Raw genomic sequence first — 24,708 nt, forward strand, 5'->3', positions numbered from 1 at the left:
GGGAGTTGTCAACGTATGTTGACGGCATGAGTCAGGCGACAGAACTAGCGGCGGAAGCCGGCAGCACCGACCCCCGGGTCGGCCTGCGCGCCGTCCGCGCGCTACGCCGGCTCCTCGAGCGGCTCGAGGTGGTCCAGGTCGACAACGCCCGACGGCAGGGCTGGTCCTGGCAGGAGATCGCCGACACGCTCGAGGTCAGCCGGCAGGCAGTGCACAAGAAGCACGCCGGGCGACCGGCGGTCAACTCATCCTGGGAGGCGTGATGTTCGAACGGTTCACCGACCGGGCACGCGACGTGGTGCGACGGGCGCTGGAGGAGGCGCGGGTCGAGGGCCAACGCCCGGTCGGCACTGAGCACCTGCTGCTCGCCCTGCTCGCCGACGACGCCGGGCTGGCCAGCCGGGTGCTCGCCGACGCCGGGGTACGCGCCGACGACCTGCGCGAACGCGTCCGCCGGCACACAGTCAGCGGCGGCGCCGGCCTCGGCGACGCGGACGCGGCGGCCCTGCGGGAGATCGGCATCGACCTGGCCGCGATCGTGGCCCGCATCGAGCAGTCCTTCGGCCCGGACGCGCTACGGGAGGCGGTGCCGGCGCCGCGTCGCCGCTGGGGGCGTAAGCGCTACCTCGGCGGCCCGTTCTCGCCCCGCTCCAAGAAGGCGCTGGAGCTGTCCCTGCGGGCGGCCCTGCGACTGCGACACAAACACATCGGCACCGAGCACATCCTGCTCGGGGTGCTCCGGGAGGGCCACGGGCTGGGAGCGGTGGTGCTCACCGAGTCCGGGGTCGACCTCGATGATCTGCGCCGACGGGTGGAGATCGCCCTGCGGGCGGCGGCCTGACGGGCACGAGCATTCTGAAACCTGTCTGTGGCACTTCCGACGCCACGTCGCCGCCGGGTCGCTGAAGCCGCCCGGGTGCTGCACACTGACGCCGTGGATGCTGGACAGGACAGGCGGCCCGCTGGCGGCGACGGCGGGTTGCGCTCTGCCGTGGTGGTGAACCCGTCGAAGGTCGACGATCTCGACGAGCTGCGCCGCACCGTCGACGACGCCCTCGCCGCGGCCGGCTGGCCCGAGCCGCAGTGGTACGAGACGACTGTCGAAGACCCCGGTCGGGGCCAGACCGAAGAGGCCGTCAAGGCCGGCGTCGACCTGGTCTTCGCCTGCGGCGGCGACGGCACCGTGATGGCCTGCGTCAGTGGGTTGGTCGGCACCGACGTGGCCCTCGCCGTGCTGCCGCAGGGCACCGGCAACCTGCTCGCCGCCAACCTGGGGCTCTCCACCGATCTGGCCGCCGGGCTCCAGGTCGCCGTCGAACGCGGCCGGCGGCTGCTCGACGTCGGCGCGGTGGAGGACAAGTACTTCACAGTGATGGCCGGCATGGGCTTCGACGCCCAGATGCTCGAAGCCACAAACGAGACGACGAAGGCCCGCATCGGCTGGCCCGCGTACGTGGTGGGTGCCGTCCGCCACCTGCGGGACCGGCCGATGCGGGTGCAGATCCGCATCGACGACCGGCCGGTGGTGCGCCGCCGGGCCCGTTCGGTCCTGATCGCCAACGTGGGCCGGCTGCAGGGCGGAGTGACACTGCTGACCGAGGCCGAGCCGGACGACGGCTGGCTCGACGTCGCCGTGCTCACCCCACGAAACCTGCGGCACTGGCTCGCGCTCGGTTGGGCGGTGATCCGCCGCAGCGGTCAGGTGCCGCAGTTGGAGGTGTTCCGGGGTCGGCGCGTGGTGGTCAGCAGCAACCGGGCGCAGCCTCGGGAGTTGGACGGCGACCTGATCTCCCCGGGTCGGCACCTGCGGGCGGAGATCCGACCGCAGGCGCTCTGGCTCTGCGTTCCGCAGCCCGAGGGCGCCCCCGACCTGGCCGTTGACGCGCAAGGCGCCGGGGAGCGGGGCGAGCAGCTGATCGAGGAAGCGCGCCGTGAGTAGCACCCGGATCGTGCCGGAGACCCGGCTGATGGCCGACGAGGAGCTGTCCGCCGACGACGCCTGGCACACACTGCGCCGGCAGGGCGGCTGGCACCTGCTGCGGGACGCGTTCATCCGGTTCCGCTACGGCGACGGGTTCAGCCACTCCCGGGCCTTCGCGCTGCAACTCTGCCTCGCCGTGGTGCCGTTCCTGATCGCCCTCACCGGGCTGATCAGCGAGCTGGGCGTCCGGGAGGGCGGCCAGGTGGTCGCCGACACCGTCCTGGCGCTCACCCCCGGCCAGAGCGAGCAGGTGGTCTCCGAGCTGCTCGGTGAGGGCGAACGCGTCGAGGACGCCGGCGAGCTGGCGCTCACCCTCGGTCTGCTCACCGGCCTGTTCGCGCTCACCACCACGATGGCCCAGATCGAGCGGGGCGCCAACCGCATCTACGGCGTCGAGCGGGACCGCCCGGCGCTGCGCAAATACCTGCGGGCCGCCGTGCTGGCCGTCACCGCCGGCCTGCCCGCCCTCGCCGGCTTCCTGATCCTGGTCGGCGGCGGCGCGATGGGCGACTCGGTGCGCGAACACTACGAGTGGGGCGCACTCGCCAACGGCATCTGGGACGTGATCCGCTTCCCGCTGAGCCTCGGGTTGACCATCGTCGCCGTCGCCGTGCTGTTCCGACACGCGCCGCGCCGCAACCAGCCCGGCCTGTCCTGGCTGTTCTTCGGAGCCGGCATCGCCACCGCGCTGTGGTGGCTGGCCAGCCTGCTGCTCGCCGCGTACGTGCGGTTCAGTGACGGTTTCGGGCAGACCTACGGCGCCCTGACCGGCATGATGGCGCTGCTGCTCTGGGCCAACCTGACCGGGATGGCGCTCTTCGGCGGGCTGTCCTTCGCCGCGCAACTGGAGGCGCTGCGCATTGGCGTGCGGGAGCCCGCCCAACCGGATCTGTGGGAGCCCGACCCGGACCGCGCCGAGCTGTACGACACCGGGGACATGTCGGCGCTCTAGCGCTGTGGCGTGTACGACGGACGCAGATCGGGTAAAGCGCCTCGCCAGACAGGAAAGGGAGGTGCGGGGTGGCCGCGGTCAAAGAGGTGGCGCACCGTCCGGTCGGTCATTTCGCCGAACGGAGCATTGCCGGTCTGGTGGCCGTCACCGGTGCCGGGGTGGCCTTCGGGCTGCTGTTGTTGCTCGTCCGGGTGCAGTGGAGCCCGTTGCAGGACGTCGACCACGGGCTCGCCGAGTGGTTCAACGGGCTCGTCGCCCCGCACCACGCGCTGGTCACCGTGCTCCAGGCGGTGACGGACCTGGGCGGTCGGCCGATCCTCATCTGGCTGGTCACCATCGCCGTGGTCGGTCTGCTGATCCGGCGGCAGCCCCGACTCGCCGTTTACCTGATCATCACGGGGGTCGGTGGCCTGATCCTCGACCCGTCACTGAAGACGCTTGTCGGCCGGCTCCGCCCGGTGGTGGACGTGCCGATCGCCAGCGCGCCCGGCAACAGCTTCCCGAGCGGGCACGCGCTCGGCTCGTTCGTCGCGTACGGAGCGCTGCTGCTGGTGTTCCTGCCGGCGATGGCACCCCGCTGGCGCAAGCCGGCCATCGTGGGCGTCGGTGTGCTGGTGGCACTGGTCGGGCTGACCCGGATCGCGCTGGGCGTGCACTTCGTCTCCGACGTGCTGGCCGCCTGGCTGCTCGGGGCCGCCTGGCTGGGCGTCACCGCGTACGCCTTCCGCCTGTGGCGGCGGGAGCGGGGTAAGCCGGTGCCGCCGCTGACCGAGGGCCTGGAGCCGGAGGCGGGGCACGACATCGCCCCCGCCCCGGCCGAGGAACACGTGCTGGCCCATCCCCGGTCGGCGGTGGCCGAGCTGCTGGTCGGCTGGGTGATCGTGTTCGGCGCGCTGTACGGCTTCGGCACGTACGTCAGCTACCACGCCAAGGGCACCTTCTTCGACACCCTCGACACGGAGGTGCCGCGGTGGTTCGCCGAACGGCACACCGAGGTGCTGACCGACATCAGCTGGTGGTGGAGCAAGTTCGGTGACACCCATGCCATCCTGCTGATCTCGCTGGTGTTCTGCCCGCTGGTGCTTGCGGTGTGGCGGCGCTGGCGCCCGGTGCTCTTCGTGGCGCTGGCGATGGTGGGGGAGCTGACGCTCTTCCTCGCGTCGGCCCGCGCGGTCGACCGGCCGCGTCCGCCGGTGGAGAACCTGGACGGGCAGATGCCCACCTCGTCGTTCCCGTCCGGGCACATCGCGGCCACGATCTGCGTCTGGCTGGCGATCACCCTCATCGTGTTCCCGCGTACCGACCGGTGGTGGCGCTGGATCTTCGTGGGGCTGGCCGTGATCATGCCGGTCGGGGTGGCCACGTCCCGGATGTACCGGGGGATGCACCACCCCACCGACTTCATGGGCGCGATCCTGCTCTCCGCGCTCTGGATCGGCTTGCTCTACCTGGTGATCCGACCGAACGAGGACCTGAAGGAAGGCAACCAACCGGCCATCGAGTCGGAGGACGTGGACACCCTCGACGACGAGCTGGCGCGGGCCGGCAGAGCTGACTGAGTGCCGTCGTGCTGCGGGTGATGACCTGGAACATCCGCACCGGCGGCCGGGACCGCGGCGGCCTCGACCGGCTGGATCAGGTGGTTCAGGTCATCGACGAGCAGGCACCGGACGTGCTGGCCCTGCAGGAGTTGCGAGGCTTCGACAGGGACGGCTTGATGGCCGGCGTGGCGGGCCGGGTGGGGATGGTTCCCCACCTGGCCCGGTCCTGCTTCGGGCAGCCGGTGGCGGTGCTGGTCCGGCCGCCGTACCGGGTCGTCGACGCGAGGCCGGTGCGTCGGCCGTTCCACCATGCCGCCGCCCGCGTCGTGGTGGCCACGTCGGCCGGCCCGCTCACTGTGCTGGGCACCCACCTCTACCCGTACTCCGGGGGTCGGCGGCGGATGGAGGTGGACTGGTTGATCGCCGCGATGCGCCGCGACCAGGGGCCGTTGACGTTGATCACCGGTGACCTCAACTCGCTCGATCCGACCGTCGACCACACCGACCGGCTGGCCGGTATGCCCACCCTCTACCGGCGGCGGCACCTGCGTCGCTCCGGCGACACGGTGGACACCCGGGCGGTCGCCCGGCTGCTCGCCGCCGGTCTCGTCGACCTCTGGCCGTCGGGAAACGCCGACGCACCGGAAGCCGCTGGCTACACGGTGCCCACCGGGCTGGGTGGGGCCGAGTTCGCCGGGATGCGGTTGGACTACCTGCTCGGCAGTCCGGCGGTGGCGCAGCGGGTGCGCGACTGTCGGGTGATCCGCGACGGGGTGGCGGCCACCGCCTCCGACCACTATCCGCTGCTCGCCACGCTGGAGCTGTCTCCCGGCTGACGCCGCCGTCGGCTCGCGTGGCCGGTGCCACCCAGGGCGTGGCGCCGGCCGATTACCGTGCCACCGTGACCGACCGCCGCACCCTCCGCTCGCCGTTGCCAGGTCCGCCGAACGATCACCGGGCCGCGCCGGCGTGGGCTCCTCCGGCCGCCGACCCGCCGGTCTCGGGCAGGGCGCAGCCGGCCGCCGTCGCGCCTCCGCTCGTCGCGGCCGTCGCGCGTGGTGTGGCGCTGGTCGTGGTGCTGCCGGTACGCCTGCTCTGGGAGCTGATCGTGGCTGCCAGCCGACTGCTGCACCGGTACCTGCTCCGCCCGGCCGGCCGGTTCCTGCGTCGCTGGCTGCTGGCCCCCCTGGCCTGGCTGCTGCACCGGCTGGTCTGGCTTCCGCTGGTCTGGTGCGCCCGGCACCTGCTGTGGCTCCCGCTGGTGTGGGTCGTCCGCACGGTGATCTGGCCCGCGCTGGTCTGGTTGACCCGTCATGGGCTGCGTCCGGCCCTCGTGGTCCTGGGGCGCGTGCTGGTCTGGCTCGCCAGGTACCTGGTCCTGTGGCCGCTGCGATGGTTGGGCACGGTGCTGACGCCCGTCGGTCGGCTGGTCGTCGCCGCAGTGGTCGGTGCGTGGCGGACGGCCGGGTGCTGCGACTGCTCCACCGACTGCTGCTGCGCCCGCTGCTGTCCGGAGTCCGGTGGGTCTGGTCGGTGACGGTCGTGCCGGTGGCGCGAGGGCTCAGAGCACCAGATTCAACAGGACGGTCAGCACCACCGACGCCACGATCGAGAAGAGGATCATCAGGAGGCAGCCGAGGCCACCGCCGAGCGGGCGGATCTCCGTGTTGCCGAAGCGCATGATGGTCACCTGTCCGTGAGTGCGGGATGAGGGGCGAGCAGGTGCCGGATCGCGTCAGCGACGGCAGTTGGAGCGGTCGTGACCACGTTGTGCGCGGCACCGGGAACGACCACCAGGGACGCCTGCGGCACCAGCCGTGTCGCCTCGTCCCGCCACCGTTGCGGTACGACAGTGTCGCGATCGCCGGCCACGACGACGGTCGGCGCGGTGACGCGGACGAGGTCCGCCTCGATGGCGTTGTGCACCGAGTGCGACAGCGTCGCGAGGACCCGCCAGGGCCGGGCGTTCCACACGTCCCGCACCAGGATCGGGGCCTGGAGTGGCGCTTCGCGGAGGCTGTCCACCAGCCAACGACCGAACTGGCCCCGTCGGGTTCGGGCCGCCGGGTCGCTCGTCGGTCCCGCCAACGCCAGCGCGCGTACCGCATTGGGGTGAAGCGCGGCGACCGCGGCGACCACCTCCGCGCCGAACGAGTGCCCCAGCAGACAGGCCGGAGGCAATTGGTACGCGGCCAGCCAGGCGGCCAGGTGTTCGGCGTGCCGGCGAACGTCGTACGCGCCTCGGGGGTGTTCGGTCAGCCCGAAGCCGGGCAGGTCCGGCACGTACACCTGATGGGTGGTGGAGAGCGCGACGGCCAGCGGGGTGAGATACCGGTGCGAGACGGCCAGGCCGTGCACCAGCACCACGGGTGGCGTGCCGGTCCCCGGGTCGGCGCTGCGGCGGGTGTGGGTGCGCAGTCCGTCGACGAGTCGCCACTCACTGGTGAGGCCTGCGGCTGGCCGGGGCGCGGCCATGGCGAGCCGCAACTCGGCCGGCCCGAACCGGCCGAGGGCGCTGCGGTGGGTCGACCCGGGCGGCCGGGGTGCCGCGCCTTGGCTCACAGTTCGCGCAACCGGGGCAGCAGCTGCTCCTGGGCCCAGTCCAGGAACATCGGCTGGCTCTCCCCACCCACCTGGATGATCGCCACGTGCGTGAAGCCGGCGTCGACGAACTTGCGGAACGCCTCGACGTGCGCGTCCACGTCCGGGCCGCAGGAGATGCCCTCGGCGACGTCCTCCTCGCGGACGAACTGGGTGGCGGCGGCGAACGACTCCGGGCCGGGCAGGTCGGCGTTGACCTTCCAACCCATTCCGAACCAGCGGAACTGGTCGTGCACGATCTTGCGGCACTCCGCCTCGTCGGGGCCGTAGCAGATGGCCACCTGGCCGTAGCGGGGCTGGCCGGCGCCCCCGGCATCGTCGTACATCTCGATGATGTGCCGGTCCGGTTCGGTGGAGATGAGGCCGTTGCCGTACTCGGCGGCCAACGTCGCGGACTGTCGACCGGACGCGGCGACGGCCATCGGCACCGGCCGTTCCGGGCGGTCCCAGACGTAGGCGTCGGGCACGTCGAAGTGGTTGCCGGAGAAGGTCAGCGTCTCGCCGTTGAGCAACGGCCGGATGATCTGCAACGCCTCCTCGAACATCTCGTGCCGCTGCTGCACGTGCGGCCAGCCGCCGACCACGTGCTCGTTCAGGTTCTCCCCGGCACCCAGGCCGAGGGTGAACCGGCCGTCGGAGAGCGCGCCGATGGTGCTGGCCTTCTGCGCCACCACGGCCGGGTGGTAGCGGCGGATCGGGCAGGTCACGAATGACATCAGCTCCGCGCGGGAGGTGGCGTGGGCGACAGCGCCGAGCACCGACCAGGCGTACGGGGAGTGGCCCTGGGAGTCCAGCCACGGGTAGTAGTGGTCGGACACCACCAGTTGGTCGAAGCCAGCCGCCTCGGCCCGTACCGCATGGTCCACCAGCTGCTTGGGCCCGGCCTGCTCGCTCATCAGGGTGTAGCCGACGCTGACCATCCTGGTATCCCCTCTCACTGACGGATCGTTCCCGGGATACCCCGGTGCACGGCGGTCAACCCTCCCGTCCGGTTCGGTTGCCGCGATGCTTGACGGGAGCCGACCGCCTGCCTACCGTCGCTCTTAACCGGTTAAGACCCGGGTGTGGCGCACATCCTGTGGTGGGGATGACCGCCCCGTGACGGCCTGCGTCCGCGTGGGCCGTTGCGGCTGTCCGGGCTGCGGGCCCGTCAACTGAACCGGTTGCGAGGACCAATCCATCGTCCTACGCTGATGCCTGCGCCGGGAGCCGGGCGCGGCTGCCGGGCTGCAGCCGCCTTCCCCGTCACGTCCCCACCCCTGTCGGGCACCGGGGGTCCTCCCTGAGGAAGGCCATGAAGACTCGACTCTCCGCCGCCGGCGCGACACTGCTCGCGTTGCTCGTCACCGTGCTGGCGTTCGGCCAGCCGGCACACGCCGCGGCTGGGTTCTCCGTCGCTGGCGGCAAGTTGTACGACGCCAACGGCGCCGAATTCATCATGCGCGGCGTCAACCACGCGCACACCTGGTACCCGCAGCAGACCAGTTCGTTCGCCGATGTCAAGGCGCTCGGCGCGAACACCGTGCGGGTGGTGCTCTCCAGCGGCGACCGGTGGACCCGCAACACCAACGCCGACGTCGCCAACGTCATCTCGCTCTGCAAGGCCAACCGGCTGATCTGCGTGCTGGAGGTGCACGACACCACCGGGTACGGCGAGCAGAGCGGCGCGATCACCCTCGACCGCGCCGTCGACTACTGGCTCAGCCTCGCCGACGTCCTCGCCGGCCAGGAGAGGTACGTCATCGTCAACATCGGCAATGAGCCGTACGGCAACCAGAACTACGGCTCGTGGGCCACCGACAACGCCAACGCGATCAAGCGCCTGCGGGCCGGAGGGTTGACCCACACGATCATGGTGGACGCGCCGAACTGGGGGCAGGACTGGTCGTTCACCATGCGCGACAACGCCGCGTCGGTCTTCGCCGCCGACCCGGCCCGCAACACGGTGTTCTCCATCCACATGTACGGGGTTTTCGACACCGCCGCGGAGATCAGCGACTACCTGGGCCGGTTCCGCACGGCGGGGCTGCCCATCGTGGTCGGTGAGTTCGGTTTCAACCACTCCGACGGCAACCCGGACGAGGACGCCATCCTCGCGTACAGCCAGGCCAACGGGGTCGGCTGGCTGGGCTGGTCGTGGAGCGGCAACGGCGGCGGCGTCGAGTATCTCGACCTGGCCACCAACTTCAATCCGGCGAGCCTGACCGACTGGGGTCAGCGCCTCTTCAACGGGGTCAACGGCATCCGGCAGACCGCCCGCGAGGCCACCGTCTTCGGCGGCACCCCACCGCCGACGACGCCCCCGCCGACCACCCCACCCCCGACGACGCCCCCGCCGACCACGCCGCCCCCCAGCGGTGGCTGCACGGCGACGTACACGGTGACCAACCAGTGGCAGGGCGGCTTCCAGGGTGAGGTACGGGTGACCGCCGGCGCGAGGGCGATCACCGGCTGGACCGCCGGGTGGACCTTCGCCAACGGCCAGCGCGTCACCCAGTCCTGGAATGTGGCGCTCACCAGCAGCGGAACCACGGTGACCGCCCGCAACACGGACTACAACGGACGACTGGCCCCCGGGGCCAGCGCCAGCTTCGGCTTCCTCGGCAGTTGGAGCGGCACCAACAGCCTGCCGGCGATGAGCTGCACGGCGAGCTGACCGTCGGACCGGTGGCCGGGCCCGCACCGGGCCCGGCCACCGGAAACCGTCCCGGTCAGTGCTCCCCGGCGAGGTTCACGATGACCACCCCGGCGATGATCAGTGCGATGCCGGTGAGCTTGGCGAGCCCCACCGACTCACCCAGGAAAACCGCCCCGATCGCCACGATGGCCGCGGTGCCCAGACCCGACCAGAGGGCGTACGCCACCCCGACGGGGATCTCCTTGACGGCCTGGGCCAGCAGGAGGAACGCCAGCGCGTAGCCGCCGAGGCACGCCACCGTCGGCCAGAGCCGACTGAACCCGGCGGTGCTCTTGATCAGGCTGGTCGCCACCACCTCGGCGAGAATGGCGATCCCCAGCAGCACGTACGCCATGCGTCCCCTCGGTCCTCCGTGATCGATGAGCCCATCGCCACCCAGGCTAGTGCCGGCGAGGTCCCCGCCCGGCGGGCCCGTGCACGTGACGTCCGCGCACCCCCCGGCACCTACCGACGAATGCCTTTGGAGCTGATGCCACAAACGAATCGGCCACATGGCGCCGCGCCGCGCCGGGCCGCCGCGCCGGGCCGCCGCGCCGCCGGGCGGCGTCGCCCCGGCGCTCAGGCCATGGATGAATCGTTTACGGCATCAACTCCAAAGGCGTCCCGGCACACACCCGCCCGCTGATCCGCGTCGAGTGAGGGGCGCTGGCTCGCCCGTTGGTCCCGGCCAAGCCGGCGACGCCGGCAGGGGCGTGCGAAGGAGCCGGCAGGGTAGATCTTGGACACTTTCCGTTCCGTGCTGACGGAAACTGTCCAAGATTGCCAGCGGTGGTGCGTGAGGCTGCTGCCGTCGCACCCAAACGGGCCCTCGTCACGGCGACCACCCGCGAGGCGGGCAGTCCCCGGGCTGGGCGGCCAGTCGGGCTGCTCGCATCGTCAGGTAGAGCTGCTCGGGGCGGCTGCTCGTGCGGGCGGCGGCGATCCGATAGTCGGCGACCGCGCGGGCCTGGTCACCGGCCATCTCATGCAGGTGGGCGCGGGCGGCGGCCAGCCGGTGGTGTCCGGCCAACTGCGGGTCGTCCGTCAACGCGTCGAGGGCAGCCAGGCCGGCGGCTGGTCCGTGCACCATGGCAGTTGCCACGGCCCGGTTGAGGGCCACCACAGGGCTGGCGGCCAAGCGTTCCAGCACCTCGTACAGCGCCAGGATCTGCGGCCAGTCGGTCTGCTCGGTGCTCGGCGCCTCGTCGTGCAGGGCGGCGACGGCGGCCTGCACCTGGTACGGACCGACCGGCCCGCGCGGTAGGGCCCGGGTGACCAGTGCGACGCCTTCGGCGATCGCCGTCGCGTCCCATCGGCTGCGGTCCTGATCGGCGAGCGAGATCAGCTCGCCGGAGGGCCCGGTCCGCGCCGGTCCACGGGCCTCGGTGAGCAGCATCAACGCCAGCAGCCCGGCTGATTCGCTGTCGTTCGGCAGCAGCGTGTGCAGCGCGCGGGTCAGCCGGATCGCCTCCGCCGCGAGGTCGACGCGACGCAGGTCCGGGCCGGTGGTGCTGGTGTGGCCCTCGGTGAAGACCAGGTAGAGCACCTGTCGTACGGCGACCAACCGGTCCGCTCGATCCGCCGGCTCGGGCATCCGGAACGGCAGCCCGGATACCCGGATACGGTGCTTGGCCCGGCTGATCCGCTGCGCCATCGTCGCCTCGGGCACCAGGAACGCGCGGGCGATCTCGGCGGTGCTCAACCCACCGACGGCGCGCAGGGTCAGCGCCACCGCCGATGTCGGCGCGAGCGCCGGGTGACAGCAGAGGAAGAGCAGCACCAGCGTGTCGTCCCGCTCGGCGGTCAACTCCTCGTCCGGGGCTGGCGAGTACCGCTGGTCGTCCGGATCCCGGCGGGCGACCAGGTCCTCCCGGCGGCGTCGGGCCTGCTCACCGCGGACCAGCTCGATCATCCGCCGGTAGCCGACCTGGATCAGCCAGCCACGGGGGTTCGCCGGCAGTCCCTCGGTCGGCCACTGGGTGGCGGCGGCCAGCAGCGCCTCCTGCACCGCGTCCTCAGCGGTGGCGAAGTCACCGAAGCGGCGGCTGAGCACGCCGAGGACCTGCGGCGCCAACTCGCGCAGCAGGTCCTCGATGCGGGGATCGGTGTTCAGCCCTCACAGCTCCTGTGCCGGGGCGGACATCACCGGGTGCACCTCGATCGGCATGTTCAGCGGACGACCACCGGGGCCGGGCGCCGTGGAGATGTGCGCGGCCAACTCCACGGCCCGCTGCGGGCTCTCGCAGTCGACGATCCAGAAGCCGGCCAGGAACTCCTTCGTCTCGGCGAACGGCCCCTCGGTGACGACCGGTGCCCCGCCCTCACCGGCGCGGACGATCCGGGCCTGCTGCGGGCCGCCGAGACCCTGCCCGTCGACCCACTCACCGGCGGCGGTGAGCTTGGCGTTGACCTCGCCCATGAACGCGATGTGCGCCCGGACCTCGTCCTGGGTCCAGGTGTCGATGCTCGGGAAGTCGGTCCCGGCGGCGCTGAACTGCATCAGCAGCATGTACTTCATTGTTGGCTCCTCACGCCTGGGCACCGTCGTCGGTGCTCTCACCCTGAGGTAGAAGCCGGCCCCGCCGTTCTCGACACCCCGAGCAAAGAAATTTCTAGCCGACGGCGTCGACTTCCAGCACCAGGCTCTGCTCCGGGTGCAGGGCGGGCAGTTGCACACCCACCCGGGCCAGCGCCGCCCCGCTGAGTGTGAGACCACCCGCCAGCCAGGTGGGCGGGGACAGGTGGATGCTCGCCGGGCCCGGTACGCCCGACACCTGTCGCACCCGGTACCGCCGGCCGGGGTCGAGGCCGGGCAGCCGCACGGCGCCGGGCACCTGCGTCACCGATGTGGTCAGCCGGGCCACCGCGTACACCGCTCGGGTGTTGTCGTGGGCGACCACGCCGTGCGCCCAGACGGCCGGGTCGGGGTGGTCGACCCGGATCACCCGACCAGCGTGCAGCAGCGGGCGCAGCCGTTTGTGCAGCGCCACCCAGGCGGCCAGCTCGGTCTGCTCGGCAGCGCTGATCGAGGCGATGTCCCACTCGATGCCGTGGTGGCCGAAGAGCGCGGTCGCCGCCCGGAAACCCAGGTCGTGTACGCGGTTGGTGGTGTGTGAGCGTTCCGGGCCGACGTGGGTGCCGATCAGCTCCGGTGGCAGCAGCAGCCCCGTCCAGCGTTGGATGCTGAGCCGCTCCAGGGCGTCGTTGCAGTCGCTGGCCCAGACCCGGTCGGTACGCGCCAGGATGGCGAGGTCGACCCGGGCTCCGCCGGACGAGCAGCTCTCGATCTCGACGCCCGGGTGCCGAGCGCGCAACTCGTCGAAGAGCCGGTAGACCGCCAGGGTCTGCCCGTGCACCCCGGGGAGGCCGTGGTGCCCGGCCTCGGTGAGGTCCCGGTTCTGGTCCCACTTGAGGTACCGGATGCCGGGGTGGTCGGTGAGCAGCGTGTCGAGACGTTCCCGCACGTAGTCGTACGCCTCGGGGCGGCCCAGGTCGAGCACCTGCTGGTGACGCCAGGCCGGCGGCAGCCGCCCCGGCACGGCGAGCACCCAGTCGGGGTGCGCGCGGAACAGGTCCGAGTCGGGGTTGACCATCTCCGGCTCGACCCAGAGGCCGAACTGAAGGCCCTGGCCGGTGACGTGCTCGATCAGCGGTTGCAGGCCGTCCGGCCAGACGCCCTCGTCGACGTACCAGTCGCCGAGCCCGGCAGTGTCGTCGCGCCGGCCCCGGAACCAACCGTCGTCGAGCACGAACCGCTCCACGCCGATCTGCGCGGCCCGGTCGGCGAGCGCCCGCAGCCGGTCCAGGTCGTGGTCGAAGTAGACCGCCTCCCAGACGTTGAGGGTCACCGGACGGGGGGAGCGCGGGTGCCCGGGGCGGGCCCGGAGGTGGTTGTGCAGCACGTCGCTGAGCCCGTCCAGCCCGGTGTCGGACCAGACCGCGTAGAGCAGGGGAGTCTCGTACGACTCGCCAGGACCGAGCCGGACCTCTCCGGGGGCCAGCAGCTCGCCGCCGCCCACTGTGGACTCGCCGGTGGGCCGACGTTCGGCGAACGTGACGTGGTCGCCGCTCCAGGCGGTGTGCACCGCCCAGACCTCCCCATGGCCGAAGCCGAACCCGGCGGTCCCGGCCACCAGCAGCAGAGTGGCGTCGTGCCCGGTACGGCCGCGCCGGCCCTCGCGGACCCAGGTGCCGTGCTGCCACGGGTGCCGCTGCGGGGACCGTTCCCGACACCATCGGCCGGTCAGGTCGAGCAGCTCGGTGGCGACCGCCGGCACCGGCAGCGCCGATGTCAGCTCCCGCAGCTCGTACGCGCTGTCGCCGTCGTTGCGCAGCCGGTGCCGAACGGTCAGCAGGCCGTACGGGTCGAGCGTGATCTCGATGGTCACTGTCAGCCCGGCGGCCGGGTCCGACGCCCGCACGGTCAGCAGCGCCCCGCCCGGCCCGGTGTCGTGCACGTCCAACCCGTCCAGTCGGAACGCGGTGGACCAGTCTCGTCCGTCGCGGTGCCCGGCCAGACCTGGTCGGCCGCTCCAGCCGGCGCTCGCCTCCGGCAGCAGGGACAACACTGTCGGCTCGTCGAAGCTGCTCGGCACCACCGGCGGTACCGTCGCGTCGCAGAGCTGGCGCAGGTCGTCGTCGTCGAGCGCGCCCACGTCGCCGCCCCAGTGCACGACCCGGGGCAGCCCCGGGCCGCGCGCGTCGAGCACCAGGCTGGTCCGCGCCCGGCGCAGGTGCAGGATCGTCATCCTTTGGATGCTCCCAAGGTCAGGCCCCGAACGAAGTGCCGCTGGAGCATAAAGAAGATCACCAGGGTGGGGATCGCGACGAGCACGCTGCCCGCGGAGACCAGGTTGTTGTCGGTGAAGAACTCACCGCGCAGGTTGTTGAGCGAGCTGGTCACCGGGAACTTGTCGCCGGTGCGCATGAGGACGGTGGCCCAGAAGAACTCGTTGTAGATCCAGGTCACCTCCAGCGTCGCCAGCGCGGCCAGGGCCGGCCGACACAGCGGCATGGTGACCTGCCAGTACTGTCGCCAGATGCTCGCCCCGTCGACCATCGCCGCCTCGTACAGGTCACGGGGCAGCGCCTTCATGTAGTTGCTGAGCACGAAGACACAGAAACCGCACTGGAATGCCACGTTGATCAGGATCAGGCCCCAGTAGCTGTCGTAGAGCAGCTCCGAGTCACTCATGAACTCCGGCAGCGGCACCTCGGTGAACAGCCGGAACAGCGGGATGAGCAGCGCCTGCTGGGGCAGCAGGTTGGCCGCGGTGAAGACCCCGAGCAGGACGAGGTTGAGCTTCCAACTGAACCGGGCGATGACGAACGCCACGCAGGACGCGAGGAAGAGGGTCAGCAGCACCGCCGGCACGGTGATGTAGACCGAGTTGAGGAAGTGCTGTCCGAACTCCGCCGTCCGCCAGGCGGTGACGTAGTTGTCGAAGGTCCAGCCGCCGAACGAGACGTAGCCGTTCGCGGCGGTGTAGTCGTACGAGCGCAGCGAGGTCAGCACCGCCCAGGCGATCGGGAAGAGCCAGGCCAGCGAGACGACGATGAGGAAGCCGTGCAGCAGGATCCGTAACGGGGTCAGCTTGCGGCGGGGCGGCGGCGCGTCGGCCCCGCCCTCGGTACGCCGGGTGACGGTCGCGGTGCTCATTGCCGGTTCTCCCTCATCACGGTCGCCAGGTAGATGGTGATGAAGACCAGCGAGACGACCAGCATGATCGTCGCCAGTGCCGAGCCGAAGCCGATCCGGCTCGCCTCACCCACCACGTTCTGGGTGACCAGCGCGGAGATCAGCTCCAACCCGTTACGGCCCTTGTTGACCACCCAGACCAGGTCGAACGCGCGCAGCGACTCGATCACGGTCACCACCAGCACGATGATGTTGATGGGCCGCATGACCGGGAACACGACGCGGAAGAACGTCCTGCGCTCCGAGGCGCCGTCGACCGCCGCGGCCTCGCGCAACGACGGATCGACGCCCTTCAGGCCGGCCAGGTAGAGCAGCATGATGTACCCGACGTGCCTCCACCCGGAGGCGACCATCACCGCCCAGATGTTGACGTTCGAGTCGCCGTACCAGTCGATGCTGCTGCCGAAGACAGCGTTGATCAGCCCCTGGTCGCGGGAGTAGAGCAGCTGCCAGACGAAGCCGATCAGCGCCAGCGAGAGCACCACCGGCAGGTAGAGCGCGGTCTGGTAGAAGCGGCTGCCGCGCAGTTCCTTGTCCAACAGCACGGCCAGGAACATGCCGAACGGGGTGGCGACCACGAACAGCGACGCCAGCCAGAGCAGGTTGTGCTGGATCGCCGGCACGAACGGCGGGTAGATGTTCACCACGTCGCTGTAGTTGCGGGCGCCGACGAACTCGATCTCGTTGAGTGGGCCGATGCCGTCCCAGTTGGTGCCGGAGAGCAGCACTGTGGCTGCCGCCGGCAACCAGACGAACCCGGTGACGAGCAGCAGCGGGACGAGCACCATCAGCGTGATGACCACGCGGTCGGTGCGGGACAAGAGCCGTAGCCGCCGACGACGACCACCCGTGGAGGTGGTCGTGGCCGGCGGCGGCACGGCGCGATCCGCTTGGATCAGGGGCAGGTCGGACACGATGTCCTCCCCCTTCCGCCGTCAGTCAGTGAAGATCGACTTCTTCTGGTTCTCGATGGACGAGGTCAGGCCGTCGATGTCCTTGGGGTTCTTGATGAACTGCTGGATCGCCGGGATCATCACGGTGGAGGCGAAGTCCGGCCGGGTGTCGCGGTCGAGGAACTGGGCGATCTCGGTGGCCGACCCGACCAGTTCGGCGGCCTTCTTCTGCAGCGCGGTGTAGCCGTTGACGTCCGCGCCGCTGTTGGCGACGAGGACGGCCGGGTCGTTCTTGAGGTTGATGTCCGCGGCCGCCTTGCCACCGAGGTACTCCAGCAGCTTGCGCGCGTTGTCCTCGCTCTTGGGCTTGCGGGCCATCATGTAGCCGTCGATCGGCGCGTCGAGGGCCTTGGCGCCGATGGCCGGGTCGATCTCGGGGAAGGTGAAGAAGTCGAGGTCGTCCTGCTCGTCGTTGCTGAACTGCTGGCCGACGAAGAGGCCGAGCAGGTACATGCCGCTCTTCTTCTGCTGCAACGACTGCGCGGCCTCCTGCCAGGTGCGACCGAGGCTGTCCGGCTGGTGCAGGGGGAGCAGGCCGGCCCAGGTGTCGAAGACCTTCTTGACCTTGTCGGAGGTCCAGGCCTCCTTGCCGGCCATCAGGTCGATGTGGAACTGGTAGCCGTTGATGCGTAGGTTGAGGATGTCGAAGGTGCCCATCGCCGGCCAGCCGTCCTTGTCGGCGAAGGCGATCGGGATGAGGCCGTCCTTCTTCATCTGCGCGCCGAGGTCGGTGAACTCGGTGATGGTCTTCGGCACCTGGTAGCCGCGCTGCTGCCACACCGACTTGCGGTAGAAGACGGCCCACGGGTAGTACGTCGCCGGGACGAAGTACTGCTTGCCGTCGTCGCCGGTCGATGCCTTCTTGAAGGCCTCCGAGTAGCCGGAGAGCTTGCCCCACACGTCACTGATGTCGCTGGCCAGGCCCTTCTGAGCGAAGAAGCGCATCCGGTAGCCGGCGAACCAGGTGAACACGTCGTCCGGCTTGCCCTGTAGGTAATTGTTGATGTTCTCCTGGAACGTGTTGTGGTCGACCGTGTTGATCGCGACCTGCACACCGGACGAGGTCTTGAAGCCGTCGGTGACCTTGACGACGACGTCCTTCGGCTTCGGGTCGGACTGGTTCGAGCCGAGCGACACGTCCTTGCTGGACCCGCCGGAGCCGGAGTCGTCGCCACAGCCGGCGAGCAGGCCGGTGCCGAGCAGCGCGCCCGTGCCGGCCGCGCCGGCCAGCAACGATCGTCGGTTGATGCCGGCGACTGAGGGCGGTACGAGCCGAGCCAGGTACTCGGCTTGGGATTGGGGACGGGACATCTGTGCCTCCTGCGGATGAGAAGGAGCTACGCCCAAGGGCCTCAGGGTGGTGAAGGCAGGTCCAGCGTCGTGATCACACATTGAGATCCACCGAGAATCCACATTGGCGAACACGAACGGCCATTGGGGCCTCAAGCTACCCTGCGGTCGGGCCCTGTCAAGAGGGCAGTTCGCCTCTGATAACCCAGTCGTGATCCGGCTGTTACCCGGCAAACGTTGGAAAGAAGCTCGATGTTGGAACCTGTTGACTTCGCTGGACCAGCGGGTGCACCCTCAGCTGTCATGCGACGTTGGCAGGGTGACGGCATCTATTTCGGCGGCGACTACAACCCCGAGCAGTGGCCCGAGGAAACCTGGTCCGAGGACGTCGAGCTGATGCGCCAGGCCGGGGTCAACCTGGTCTCCGTCGGCATCTTCTCCTGGGCGTTGCTGGAGCCCACCCCGGGGCGGTTCGAGTTCGGCTGGCTGGACCGGGTGCTGGATCTGCTGCACGACGGTGGCATTCAGGTCGACCTGGCCACCGCCACGGCCAGCCCGCCGCCGTGGTTGGCCCGCGCGCACCCGGAGACGCTGCCCCGCCGGGCCGACGGCGCGATCCTCTGGCCGGGCGGACGGCAGGCGTACTGCCCCAGTTCACCCGTGTTCCGCGAGCGGTCGCTGGAGTTGGTGCGCGCGGTGGCCGGCCGGTACGCCGAGCATCCCGCCGTGGTCATGTGGCACGTCTCCAACGAACTGGGCTGCCACAACGTGCACTGCTACTGCGACGTCAGCGCCGAGGCGTTCCGCGGCTGGTTGTGCGAGCGCTACGGCGACCTGGACCGGCTCAACGACGCCTGGGGCACCGTGTTCTGGAGCCAGCGCTACGGCGACTGGGCCGAGATCAACCCGCCGCGTGTCGCGCCGACCTTCGCCAACCCGACGCAGCAACTGGACTTCCTGCGGTTCTCCTCCGACGAGCAGCGCGCCCAGCTGCGCGCCGAGCGGAAGGTGTTGCAGACGCTGGTCCGGCAGCCGATCACCACCAACTTCATGATCGGCCTCGGCATCAAACACATGGACTACCACTCCTGGGCGTCCGACGTGGACCTCGTCTCCAACGACCACTACCTGACCGCCGCCGACCCGCAGGCGCACCTCGGGCTGGCGCTCGCCGCCGATCACACCCGGGGCGTCGCCGGCGGCGACCCGTGGCTGCTGATGGAGCACTCCACCAGCGCGGTCAACTGGCAGCCCCGCAACGTTGCCAAGCTGCCCGGGCAGATGCGCCGCAACAGCCTCGCGCACGTCGCCCGCGGTGCCGACGGGGTGCTCTTCTTCCAGTGGCGCGCCTCCCGGGCCGGGGCGGAGAAGTTCCACTCCGCGCTGGTCCCGCACGCCGGGCCGGAGACCAAGGTGTTCCGCGAGGTCTGCCAGCTCGGCGCGGACCTCAAGGCCCTCGCGGAGGTGCGCGGCAGCCGGGTGGACGCCGACGTGGCGATCCTGTTCGACTGGGAGGCGTGGTGGGGCGTCGAGCTGGATTCGCACCCCAGCGCCGACGTCACCTACGCCGACCGGCTGAACGCCCTCCACGGCTCGCTCTGGCGTGCCGGTGTGACGGCCGACATCGTCCACCCGTCGACCGACCTCAACGGCTACCGGCTGGTCCTGGTGCCGACCCTCTACCTGGTCCGGGACGCCGACGTCGCCGCGTTGCACCGCTTTGTCGAGGCCGGTGGCACGGCGGCGGTCACCTACTTCAGCGGCATCGTCGACGCCGACGACCACATCCGGCTGGGCGGCTACCCGGGCGCGTTCCGGGAGCTGCTCGGCGTCCGGACCGAGGAGTTCTTCCCGCTGCGTGCGGGTGAGCAGGTCCAGTTGGACGACGGCAGCACCGCCGACGTGTGGACCGAGTGGGTGCACCCGGACGGCGCCGACGTGCTCGCCTCGTACACCGATGGGCCCTTGCCGGGCGTGCCGGCGCTGACCCGGCACCGGGTGGGCGACGGCGCCGCCTGGTACGTCGGCACCCGGCTGGACGATCCGGCCACCGACCGGTTGGTGGCGCGGCTGCTCGCGGAGGCCGACGTCCGCCCGGCGGCGTCGGCACCCTCGGGCGTCGAGGTGGTCCGCCGCCGCGACGCCGACCGGACCTGGCTGTTCGCGATCAACCACACCGACACCGAGGTACGCCTACCGGCGCGCGGCGTCGAGCTGTTGACCGGGGGATACTGCGCCGGTGAGCTGGCACTGCCGGCCGGTGAGGTGGCGGTCGTCCGTGAGGACCGGGCCGATGCCTTCGCTGTGAAGGAGGTTCCCTGAGTTGCTCGCCCAACAACGGCAGACCGCCATCCTCGATCTGATCCGCCAACGCGGCGGGGTACGGGTGAGTCACCTGGTCAGTCGGTTCGGCGTCTCCGACATGACGATCCGACGCGACTTGGAGGTGTTGGCCGACCGGGGCCTGGTGGACAAGGTGCACGGCGGTGCGACCCTCGCCGGACCCGGCTCGGCCGAGGAACCCGGCTTCGCCGCGAAGTCGATCCGCCAACAGGCGGAGAAGCGGGCCATCGCCGAGCGGGCGGCGACGATGGTGGAGCCGGGAATGGCCATCGCGCTCTCCGCGGGCACCACCACCGCCGCGCTGGCCACGCTCCTCTCCGACGTACGCGGGTTGACAGTGGTGACGAACTCGATCCCGGTGGCCGACGCGCTCTACCAGGACCCGCGCGCCGACCAGACCGTCGTGCTGACAGGTGGCATCCGTACCCCGTCGGACGCGCTGACCGGGCCGGTGGCCGAGGCGGCGATCAGCGCGCTCAACGTCGACCTGCTCTTCCTCGGTGTGCACGGCCTCAGCCCACGAACCGGCTTCACCACACCCAACCTGCTGGAGGCCGGGGTCAACAGGTGTCTCATCGGTGCCGCCCGTCGACTCGTGGTGCTCGCCGACCACACCAAGTGGGAGACGATTGGCATCGCCACCATCGCCCCACTGGAGGCCGCCGACGTGCTGATCACCGACCGTGGGCTGCCGCCCGAGGCCCGCACCACGATCGGCGAGCAGGTCGGCGAGTTGGTGATCGTCGAACCGGGCTGACGACCGGACCGCGCTGTGCTTCCGCGATCTAGGGGTCCTCGTCGGGGAGGCAGACGCCGACGTGGTCGGCCTGCCGCGCGCAGCGGCGGCGACCGGGCATGAGCCGGTCGCAGAAGACCCAATGTCGTACGTGCTGCGCGTCCTCGGCCGAGACGGTGGTGCCGCCGAGGTCGACCTGCGGCATGGAGGCCAGCGAACGGGCCAGCGTCCGCGCCAGGTCCAGTGCCTCGGCCAGGTCGGTGACCGCCACCGGCAGGTGGATCACATGCCGAGGCCTCTGCGGGTACGTCTCGACGGCGAACCGCGGCAACGGCGTGAAGAGCCCGCTGTACTGATGCTCCCAGCCCGGGCTCACGGCTGACCCCGCTCGGACCAGGCGCTCTGCCAGTCGCGCAGCGCCCGCTTTATCCGGGCGTTCTCCTCGCTGAGCCGAGCGACATCGTGGTGCAACGTCGCAAGGTCGAGCGCGACGCGGTGCAGGAACCGTCGTACCTCCCCGGGGTCCAGGCCTCGCCGGCCGAAACCGACGACGGTGAAGTGCCGGTCGCGGACCTGGCTCGGGTGTAGCCGAGCCAGCCGGGTGCTGCCGTGGAGCGTGCCGTCGTAGATCGACCCTCTGGTCATTCATCACCTCGCGCGTCGTCGACCAATGGGCGGGTCAGGGTCGCGAAGGGCCCTTTGCCGTGGTAGTTATTCGTTCAAGTCGGTTCGGAGCCGGGATTCGCACATCCCGACGCTCTAGTTGAGACCCGACGAGAGCCGGTATGCGGATGCCACTCGCGAGGCCGTCTCTCGTCACCTTCTCGGCTGTTGGCACAGCCGCGGTTGCCGTGTTTGCACCGGGCGTCCCCGGGGGCCGGTGATCACCCTCACCCGAAGGCCACATTTCCAGTGGCTCGGAGCTGGAGCAATGGTTCCTGCGTGGGCGTCGCCAACATATTTGAGAGGTGGATCATGCCGCACAAGCCGTTCATCCGAACCTTGCGTGCGCAGTGGCTGGGTCAGCGATTGCGGACCCTGCGGGAGGAGCGGGGGATGACGCTCAAGTTGGTCGCCGAGCATCTGCAACGAGACATGTCCGCGCTCGGTCGGTACGAACGCGCGGACTGGCCGATTCGCAAGGGTGATGTGATCGCGCTGCTGGATCTCTACGGGTTCCACCACGCAACAGAGCGGGCCCGCCTCCTGGCGCTTGCCGAGGAGGTGTGGCGCACCGACCGGTGGGACGAGGACTACGGCGACGTCGTGGACGCCTCCTTCATCGAATATCCCTGGTTGGAGGGTCGCGCGGAGCAGGTCTGCTGCTTCCACCTCACATTGGTTCCAGGGCTGCTTCAAACCCGCGAGTACGCCGAGGCCTTGATTCGTAACGCAGCAGAACCGGGAGTTACCGAAGGCACGATCAATCGCTGGGTGGAACTTCGGATGAGCCGTCAAGCGGTCCTGAGACGACGACGACCACTCAGGATTTCGGCGGTGATCGACGAGGGTGCGCTGCGTCGGATGGTCGGTGGGCCGGAGGTACGGGGGCGACAACTACACCACCTGGCGCAGGCGCAGCGAATGAGCAACGTGGCAATCAGAGTCATGCCGTTCGACGCGGCACTGCATCAGGGGCTCGACGGCACGTTCTGGATATTCCGTCTGCCGGAGCCGTATCCTGCGGTGGCCTACGTGGAGTCTCTGGGAGGGCGGCTCTACCTGGAGTGGCCGAAGGCTGAGCGCTTTGTTCATGCCTATGGTCGTCTGCTGGACTCAGCGCTCACCGAGAGCGAATCAACGAAGTTGATCACGAGCATCGCGGAGGAATTGTCATGAACGAGAGCATTCCCGATGTCGCCTGGCACATCAGCAGCAAGAGTGACAGCAACGGTGGTAGCTGTGTCGAGGCCGGTCCGGTGCTGGACGGGTCTGGTCGGGTGGCGGTGCGCGACAGCAAGGATCGCGCGGCGGCAACCCTCGTCTACAGCGCCGACCGATGGACCGCGTTCGTCGCCGAGGTGAAGGACGGCGCGTTCGCCCGCACCCAACCCTGATCGACTCGGCTTCCTGCAAACCGGGGCAACCCGGTTGCCAGGACACCCCGCTTTCCAGGAAGCCGAGTCGACCTATCTGGTGATCAAGAGGTTTGCGTCATTCTGCACGTGATTGTTGACGGAAACCTCTTGATCGACGGGCGGGTGGGTGGCGGGGCAAGCCGGGTGGCAGCCGGGCTCGCGGGTGGCTGGCTGGCGGGTGGCTGGCGGGTGGTCGAGCGGCTGATTCGTTTGCGACATCAGCTCTAAAGGCTCACCAATTGGCATCCGCTCTCCGCCGGGGCTGAACGGAAGGCGGACATCGAGCGCCGCCAGCGGGACGCGCTTCACAGCCACCTCACAGGGGTGCCGGATAGGGTGCCGTTCGAGTCAACGTCCGACTCCAACCTGGAGCGGTCGGCGTCGCACAGGAGTTCCGATGGTCTTCAAGAAGATGTTGAGCGCGTTCGGTGTGGGCGGTCCCAGCGTGGACACCGTGCTGACCAACCCCAACACCCGGCCCGGCCTGACCCTCGACGGGCAGGTCAACCTCGTCGGCGGCGACGCTGAGGCAGCCATCGAGCAGGTGGTGATCGGCCTGGTCACCCGCGTCGAGGTCGAGGGACACGACACCGAGTACGCGGGCATCATGGAGTTTCACCGCATGGCGGTCAGCGGTGCGCTCCAGCTCGCCCCGAAGCAGGAGCTCTCGATCCCGTTCCAGCTGCCGGTGCCGTGGGAGACCCCGATCACCGACGTGTACGGCCAGCGCCTGCACGGCATGACAATGGGTCTGCGCACCGAGTTGGCGATCGCCCGCGCCGTGGACAAGAGCGACCTGGACCAGGTGGCGGTGCACCCGCTGCCGGTGCACGAGCGGATCCTGGAGGCGTTCCAGCGGCTCGGCTTCCGGTTCAAGCACGCCGACCTGGAGCGTGGGCACATCCGGGGCGTGCAGCAGACGCTGCCGTTCTACCAGGAGATCGAGTTCTTCGCCTCCCCGCAGTACGCGAGCACCATCAACGAGGTCGAGCTGACCTTCGTGACCAGCCAGCGCGGTGTGGAGGTCATCCTGGAGTGCGACAAGCGCGGTGGGTTCCTCAGCGCCGGGCACGACGCGTTCGGCCGCTACCAGGTGGCGCACACCGACGCTGACCGGGTGGACTGGGCGCAGGTCGTCGACGGCTGGCTGCGCGAGACCACGTCCCGCTACGGCAGCCTGCGCTCCCAGTACGGCCCGAGCCACGGATACGGCCCAGGCCACGGGCGCGGTCACGGCCGCGGCGGGATGGGCGTGGGTGGCGTGGTGGCCGGCGCGGCGCTCGGTGTCGCCGGCGGCATGATCGCCGGCGAGATGATGGAGGACGCGTTCGAGGGCGACTTCGGCGACTTCGGCGGCGACGAGTAACGAGTCCACGCACGACGACAGTGGCCTCCGGGAGAGTCTCCCGGAGGCCACTGTGAGCTAAGGCCGATCAGTGCCGGGCCTTGCGCTCCTCGCTGCTGCGGTGGTTGCTGCCGGCCTTGGCCAGGCCTCGGCTACCGAGGTAGCCAAGCGTCAGCAGGGTGATCAGGAACCAGGCGTTGTCGGCCCGGAAGATGTCCACCCCAGCGGAGTTCTGCCCGACGACCTGCGACGCGCCCAGTACGGCGGCCACCGCGATCAGGTAGATCCAGAACTCGGTGGTCTTGAACGCCTGCTTTGTCTCCGTACCGGGTGCCTGCATGTCGTTGCGGCGCCCGTCATGCATCACCGGCATCTGCTGGGTCTGCATGTCCCGCATCTGAGCGGGGTTCTGCGGGTCGTTCATGGGCCGGTTCATCGGCCGGGTGGAAGCAGCCTGCGTGCTCATCTGGTCCTCCTCAGGATGCGATGAGTCGTACCTGCATTCCCTCGCCC

Annotated in this window: 26 protein-coding genes; 13 read left to right on the forward strand and 13 right to left on the reverse strand. The window is 70.1% G+C overall.

The genetic code is table 11. From position 1 onward, the window contains the following. The first annotated feature begins 26 nt into the window (after positions 1–26). The 7 genes from AB0B68_RS27680 (at position 27) to AB0B68_RS27710 (ending at position 6,011) form a co-directional block, all read left to right on the forward strand. Positions 27–263, forward strand: coding sequence for an HTH domain-containing protein (locus tag AB0B68_RS27680; protein ID WP_357263759.1), 237 nt, complete (start codon positions 27–29; stop codon positions 261–263). Next, on the forward strand, positions 263–841 hold the full coding sequence (locus tag AB0B68_RS27685) for a Clp protease N-terminal domain-containing protein (RefSeq protein ID WP_357263794.1): 579 nt from the start codon (positions 263–265) through the stop codon (positions 839–841). Before AB0B68_RS27680 ends, AB0B68_RS27685 begins: the two co-directional genes overlap by 1 nt. 93 nt (positions 842–934) lie before the next feature. Continuing rightward, on the forward strand, positions 935–1,939 hold the full coding sequence (locus AB0B68_RS27690; RefSeq protein WP_357204506.1) for a diacylglycerol kinase family protein: 1,005 nt from the start codon (positions 935–937) through the stop codon (positions 1,937–1,939). Next, a complete protein-coding gene (locus AB0B68_RS27695; protein ID WP_357204508.1) occupies positions 1,932–2,933 on the forward strand; it encodes a YihY/virulence factor BrkB family protein in 1,002 nt (333 codons plus the stop codon). Before AB0B68_RS27690 ends, AB0B68_RS27695 begins: the two co-directional genes overlap by 8 nt. A gap of 68 nt (positions 2,934–3,001) precedes the next feature. Continuing rightward, complete coding sequence (locus AB0B68_RS27700) at positions 3,002–4,492, forward strand: phosphatase PAP2 family protein (RefSeq protein WP_357263762.1); 1,491 nt, start codon at positions 3,002–3,004, stop codon at positions 4,490–4,492. A gap of 8 nt (positions 4,493–4,500) precedes the next feature. Next, positions 4,501–5,310 (forward strand): endonuclease/exonuclease/phosphatase family protein, encoded by an 810-nt coding sequence (locus AB0B68_RS27705; protein ID WP_357263765.1) that lies wholly within the window; start codon positions 4,501–4,503, stop codon positions 5,308–5,310. A 65-nt stretch (positions 5,311–5,375) separates the two neighbouring features. Continuing rightward, complete coding sequence (locus AB0B68_RS27710; protein WP_357263768.1) at positions 5,376–6,011, forward strand: hypothetical protein; 636 nt, start codon at positions 5,376–5,378, stop codon at positions 6,009–6,011. 24 nt (positions 6,012–6,035) lie between these two features. Here the strand turns inward: AB0B68_RS27710 and AB0B68_RS27715 are convergent, their stop codons facing one another. From AB0B68_RS27715 to AB0B68_RS27725, 3 genes are read right to left on the reverse strand one after another with little or no spacing between them, the layout of a single operon-like run. Next, on the reverse strand, positions 6,036–6,164 hold the full coding sequence (locus AB0B68_RS27715; RefSeq protein ID WP_256443305.1) for a hypothetical protein: 129 nt from the start codon (positions 6,162–6,164) through the stop codon (positions 6,036–6,038). Further along, a complete protein-coding gene (locus AB0B68_RS27720) occupies positions 6,161–7,036 on the reverse strand; it encodes an alpha/beta hydrolase (protein WP_357204516.1) in 876 nt (291 codons plus the stop codon). Before AB0B68_RS27720 ends, AB0B68_RS27715 begins: the two co-directional genes overlap by 4 nt. Next, positions 7,033–7,995 carry a TIGR03557 family F420-dependent LLM class oxidoreductase gene (locus AB0B68_RS27725; RefSeq protein ID WP_357204517.1) on the reverse strand — a complete coding sequence of 321 codons (963 nt, stop codon included), beginning with the start codon at positions 7,993–7,995 and terminating at the stop codon, positions 7,033–7,035. Before AB0B68_RS27725 ends, AB0B68_RS27720 begins: the two co-directional genes overlap by 4 nt. Before the next feature lie 374 nt (positions 7,996–8,369). On the opposite strand from AB0B68_RS27725, the gene AB0B68_RS27730 reads away from it, so the two are divergent. Continuing rightward, positions 8,370–9,731, forward strand: coding sequence for a cellulase family glycosylhydrolase (locus tag AB0B68_RS27730; RefSeq protein WP_357263771.1), 1,362 nt, complete (start codon positions 8,370–8,372; stop codon positions 9,729–9,731). A 55-nt stretch (positions 9,732–9,786) separates the two neighbouring features. Here AB0B68_RS27730 and AB0B68_RS27735 read toward each other — a convergent pair whose 3' ends face one another. The 7 genes from AB0B68_RS27735 to AB0B68_RS27765 form a co-directional block, all read right to left on the reverse strand. Continuing rightward, positions 9,787–10,107: a multidrug efflux SMR transporter gene (locus AB0B68_RS27735; RefSeq protein WP_112585076.1), complete on the reverse strand. Its 321-nt coding sequence runs from the start codon at positions 10,105–10,107 to the stop codon at positions 9,787–9,789. Between the two features lie 477 nt (positions 10,108–10,584). Next, positions 10,585–11,865, reverse strand: coding sequence for a sigma-70 family RNA polymerase sigma factor (locus AB0B68_RS27740; RefSeq protein WP_357263797.1), 1,281 nt, complete (start codon positions 11,863–11,865; stop codon positions 10,585–10,587). A 3-nt stretch (positions 11,866–11,868) separates the two neighbouring features. Further along, the gene (locus AB0B68_RS27745) at positions 11,869–12,270 is read right to left on the reverse strand and encodes a YciI family protein (protein ID WP_210786655.1); all 402 of its coding nucleotides are present in this window, start codon (positions 12,268–12,270) and stop codon (positions 11,869–11,871) included. Between the two features lie 94 nt (positions 12,271–12,364). After that, positions 12,365–14,500 (reverse strand): alpha-galactosidase, encoded by a 2,136-nt coding sequence (locus AB0B68_RS27750; RefSeq protein ID WP_357263773.1) that lies wholly within the window; start codon positions 14,498–14,500, stop codon positions 12,365–12,367. Beyond that, positions 14,497–15,411 carry a carbohydrate ABC transporter permease gene (locus tag AB0B68_RS27755; protein WP_355007034.1) on the reverse strand — a complete coding sequence of 305 codons (915 nt, stop codon included), beginning with the start codon at positions 15,409–15,411 and terminating at the stop codon, positions 14,497–14,499. The genes AB0B68_RS27750 and AB0B68_RS27755 overlap by 4 nt, the downstream gene beginning before the upstream one ends. Further along, positions 15,408–16,364 (reverse strand): sugar ABC transporter permease, encoded by a 957-nt coding sequence (locus AB0B68_RS27760; protein ID WP_357263776.1) that lies wholly within the window; start codon positions 16,362–16,364, stop codon positions 15,408–15,410. Before AB0B68_RS27760 ends, AB0B68_RS27755 begins: the two co-directional genes overlap by 4 nt. A 21-nt stretch (positions 16,365–16,385) precedes the next feature. Further along, entirely contained in the window at positions 16,386–17,714 is a 1,329-nt protein-coding gene (locus tag AB0B68_RS27765) for an ABC transporter substrate-binding protein (protein WP_357201524.1), read from the reverse strand. 282 nt (positions 17,715–17,996) lie between these two features. On the opposite strand from AB0B68_RS27765, the gene AB0B68_RS27770 reads away from it, so the two are divergent. Continuing rightward, complete coding sequence (locus AB0B68_RS27770) at positions 17,997–20,015, forward strand: beta-galactosidase (protein ID WP_357201521.1); 2,019 nt, start codon at positions 17,997–17,999, stop codon at positions 20,013–20,015. Position 20,016: 1 nt separating this feature from the next. Next, on the forward strand, positions 20,017–20,793 hold the full coding sequence (locus AB0B68_RS27775) for a DeoR/GlpR family DNA-binding transcription regulator (protein ID WP_357201518.1): 777 nt from the start codon (positions 20,017–20,019) through the stop codon (positions 20,791–20,793). Between the two features lie 28 nt (positions 20,794–20,821). Here AB0B68_RS27775 and AB0B68_RS27780 read toward each other — a convergent pair whose 3' ends face one another. Together AB0B68_RS27780 and AB0B68_RS27785 are read right to left on the reverse strand one after the other, a co-directional pair. Continuing rightward, positions 20,822–21,058 (reverse strand): hypothetical protein, encoded by a 237-nt coding sequence (locus AB0B68_RS27780; protein WP_357201537.1) that lies wholly within the window; start codon positions 21,056–21,058, stop codon positions 20,822–20,824. Positions 21,059–21,144: 86 nt separating this feature from the next. Beyond that, on the reverse strand, positions 21,145–21,417 hold the full coding sequence (locus AB0B68_RS27785) for a DivIVA domain-containing protein (protein WP_357201515.1): 273 nt from the start codon (positions 21,415–21,417) through the stop codon (positions 21,145–21,147). A 330-nt stretch (positions 21,418–21,747) separates the two neighbouring features. Between AB0B68_RS27785 and AB0B68_RS27790 the strand changes: the two genes are divergently transcribed. The 3 genes from AB0B68_RS27790 to AB0B68_RS27800 all read left to right on the forward strand — a co-directional run bounded on the left by AB0B68_RS27790 (position 21,748) and on the right by AB0B68_RS27800 (position 24,216). Further along, on the forward strand, positions 21,748–22,611 hold the full coding sequence (locus AB0B68_RS27790) for a helix-turn-helix transcriptional regulator (RefSeq protein WP_357201512.1): 864 nt from the start codon (positions 21,748–21,750) through the stop codon (positions 22,609–22,611). Then, positions 22,608–22,829 (forward strand): DUF397 domain-containing protein, encoded by a 222-nt coding sequence (locus AB0B68_RS27795; RefSeq protein WP_355007027.1) that lies wholly within the window; start codon positions 22,608–22,610, stop codon positions 22,827–22,829. The genes AB0B68_RS27790 and AB0B68_RS27795 overlap by 4 nt, the downstream gene beginning before the upstream one ends. A 418-nt stretch (positions 22,830–23,247) precedes the next feature. Beyond that, a complete protein-coding gene (locus tag AB0B68_RS27800) occupies positions 23,248–24,216 on the forward strand; it encodes a sporulation protein (protein WP_357263779.1) in 969 nt (322 codons plus the stop codon). Between the two features lie 67 nt (positions 24,217–24,283). Here AB0B68_RS27800 and AB0B68_RS27805 read toward each other — a convergent pair whose 3' ends face one another. After that, positions 24,284–24,661, reverse strand: coding sequence for a hypothetical protein (locus AB0B68_RS27805; protein WP_145784774.1), 378 nt, complete (start codon positions 24,659–24,661; stop codon positions 24,284–24,286). Positions 24,662–24,708 lie beyond the last annotated feature (47 nt).

The sequence above is a fragment of the Micromonospora sp. NPDC049049 genome (assembly GCF_040649115.1).
In the GTDB taxonomy this organism is placed as follows: domain Bacteria; phylum Actinomycetota; class Actinomycetes; order Mycobacteriales; family Micromonosporaceae; genus Micromonospora.